1 protein-coding gene is annotated in these 2,129 nt (G+C 44.2%); it reads right to left on the bottom strand.

Annotation, left to right across the window (positions count from 1 at the left end; all coding sequences use genetic code 11):
* Positions 1-2,129 (bottom strand): efflux RND transporter permease subunit (locus B7Y67_RS16000; protein ID WP_293599481.1); only part of this gene is annotated, 2,129 nt, incomplete at both ends.

Here is a 2,129-nt window from a genome sequence, read left to right as displayed (position 1 = left end):
CAACTAGTAGATAAATGAGTATTAAGCCAACTGCATAAGCAGCGCCCATATCACGGAAGGTCTCATAAGTAACTTGCCATTCACCATCCCACTTGATGGCATAGCTTTGGTATGGGTCACTTGGAGCAGCAGTAAAGAATTCTTCCACTTCTTTGCCGTTTGGATCTCTAATTTCCTTGGTTAGTGATCTGGCCTTAAATAAGCCATACAAAGGGCTATCCACTTTTCCGGCGGAATCTCCGATAACATAGCTTACCGGCAAAAGATCCTTGCGATAGATGATTTGCTCTCGGTCTGCGTCTACGATAGATACTAATTGGCTAAGAGGCACTGCCTCCCGCTGTGAGTTTCTGACAGTCAATTTAAGCAACTCTTTTAATGAGTCCTGTTTATTTTCTGGGAGTCTGATTTCAGTAGGCGCAGGATATTTTGATTCATCATGTATATAAGCAACATTTTCCCCAGCAAGTCCAGCCCTTAAGGTTGTCACAATCGCTTGTTGAGAAACACCCATTAAGCTTGCCTTGCGACGATCAACTAACAGGAACTGCTTTGGTGATTTAGCGATGCTGCTGTCATCAATGTCGACAACTCCATCGGTTCTCTCAAGAGCAGATCTCACTGATTTACTCACACTAAGTCTGCCCTCTGGGGTAGGGCCATAGATCTCAGCAACGATTGGTGATAGGACTGGGGGGCCTGGAGGTACCTCTACCACCTTGACATTGGCGTTATATTTTTTTGCAATCTCTTGCAATGCAGGGCGAATGCGACTTGCAATAAGATGGCTTTGATCTGAGCGATGGTGCTTATCTACGAGGTTAACTTGAATATCGCCTAATGCTGGATTTTGTCTAAAGTAGTACTGGCGTACCAAGCCATTAAAGTTTATCGGGGCGGAAGTGCCTGCATAAATCTGGTAGCTACTTACTTCAGGAGATTTAGATAAGGCTACGCCCATTTCTCTTAAAACCTCTGAGGTCTTTTCTACCCTAGTACTTGGCGGCATATCTAAGATCACTTGGAATTCTGATTTGTTATCAAATGGCAACATCTTTAATACTACTAAGCCTGTTATTGGTAGTGAGAATGAAATCAAGATTGCTCCGATCACCCCACCTGCGAGCAGCTTTCTATTTCTTTTTCCAGATTGATCACTGAGCAGGGGATCAAATATTTTCTTAAACTTTGGACTGATCCACAGAGCGAGATTAAAGTGTGCCTTTTGACTATCTGAATGTTGAGCAAGCCAAATTCTTGCCATCCAAGGTGTCACCATGAAGGCAATGGCAAGTGATAGCAGCATGCCCATACTGGAGTTAATAGGAATGGGGCTCATGTAAGGACCCATCAGACCAGTAATAAAGGCCATGGGTAGAAGCGCAGCAATCACGGTAAGTGTTGCCAAAATGGTTGGCCCGCCAACTTCATCTACTGCGCCAGGAATGATTTCTTTCAAGCTTTTATTGGGGAATAGTAGTTGATGTCGATGAATGTTTTCAACCACCACAATGGCATCATCTACCAAAATTCCAATTGAAAATATCAAGGCAAATAGGGAGACTCTATTGATAGTAAATCCCCAAGCCCAGGAGGCGAATAATGTGGCGGCTAAGGTAAGTACAACCGCCGATCCAACAATCATTGCCTCTCTACGACCTAATGCAAAGAAAATCAGAGCCACTACTGACAATGTCGCAAAAATGAGTTTCTGGATGAGTTTGCTAGCTTTTTCATTAGCAGTTTCACCATAATTACGCGAGACTGCTATCTCAATATCTTTGGGTATTAGGGTAGACCTTAGGGATTGCAATTGGCTAAGTACTTGATTGGAAACGTCGACGGCATTTTCACCAGGTTTCTTGGTGACTGAAATCGTGACTGCTGGATGATCTTCGGAGCCTTTGTCAGAAACGTCCGTATGCCAAACTAAGCGTCGATTTTGTATCGGCCCCTCAACGACTGCAGCCACATCCTTGACGTAAACGGGGTTGCCTTGGCGAACCCCCAAGGCAATACTCTCCACATCTTTTAGGTTTCTTAGAAAAGGCCCAGTTTCAATGGCAACGACTCCTTGTTCTGTAAGAAGATCACCGACTGGCATTCCTAGATTGGCAGTTTCTAGCGCC

It is taken from the genome of Polynucleobacter sp. 35-46-11, assembly GCF_002281105.1.
Note: the sequence above shows the minus strand (reverse complement) of the source record. Positions and strands in the feature narration are given on the sequence as shown.